Here is a 1,071-nt window from a genome sequence, read left to right as displayed (position 1 = left end):
GGTGAGAGCCGTGCTTTCGATCAGATCGATAACGCACCGGAAGAGCGTGCGCGTGGTATCACCATTGCGACCTCTCACGTTGAGTACGATTCTCCGACCCGTCACTACGCACACGTAGACTGCCCGGGCCACGCGGATTATGTTAAGAACATGATCACCGGTGCTGCCCAGATGGACGGCGCGATCCTGGTTTGCTCCGCAGCTGACGGCCCCATGCCGCAGACTCGTGAGCACATCCTGCTGTCCCGTCAGGTTGGTGTACCGTTCATCGTTGTGTTCCTGAACAAAGCGGACATGGTAGACGATGAAGAGCTGCTTGAGCTGGTAGAGATGGAAGTTCGTGACCTGCTGAGCCAGTACGACTTCCCGGGTGACGACACTCCGATCATCACCGGTTCTGCGCTGATGGCTCTGGAAGGTAAAGACGACAACGAGATGGGTACTACCGCTGTTAAGAAGCTGGTAGAAGCCCTGGACGACTACATCCCTGAGCCGGAGCGTGCGATTGATCAGCCGTTCCTGATGCCGATCGAGGACGTATTCTCCATCTCTGGTCGTGGTACCGTTGTTACCGGCCGTGTAGAGCGTGGCATCATCAAGGTAGGTGACGAAGTGGAAATCGTGGGTATCCGCGACACCACCAAGACTACCTGTACTGGTGTTGAGATGTTCCGCAAGCTGCTGGACGAAGGTCGTGCCGGTGAGAACGTAGGTGTTCTGCTGCGTGGTACCAAGCGTGACGACGTTGAGCGTGGTCAGGTTCTGTGTGTACCGGGCTCCATCAAGCCGCACACCAAGTTCGAGTGTGAAGTGTACGTACTGTCCAAAGAAGAAGGTGGTCGTCATACTCCGTTCTTCAAGGGCTACCGTCCGCAGTTCTACTTCCGGACTACTGATGTAACCGGTTCTTGTGAACTGCCGGAAGGCGTTGAAATGGTAATGCCGGGTGACAACGTGAAGATGACTGTTACCCTGATCGCTCCGATCGCCATGGAAGATGGTCTGCGCTTCGCGATTCGTGAAGGCGGCCGTACCGTTGGTGCCGGCGTGGTCTCCAAGATCATCGAGTAA

At 56.0% G+C, this 1,071-nt stretch carries 1 protein-coding gene; it reads left to right on the top strand.

Annotated features, from left to right (window positions below; translation table 11 throughout):
- Window positions 1-1,071 (top strand): elongation factor Tu (gene tuf, locus ABIE59_RS19985; protein ID WP_354449551.1); only part of this gene is annotated, 1,071 nt, incomplete at its 5' end.

Origin of the sequence: Marinobacter sp. MBR-99, from assembly GCF_040547575.1 — a bacterium.
Lineage (GTDB): Bacteria > Pseudomonadota > Gammaproteobacteria > Pseudomonadales > Oleiphilaceae > Marinobacter.
The sequence above is the reverse complement of the archived record's forward strand: the minus strand, read 5'-3'. Positions and strand labels throughout refer to the sequence as shown.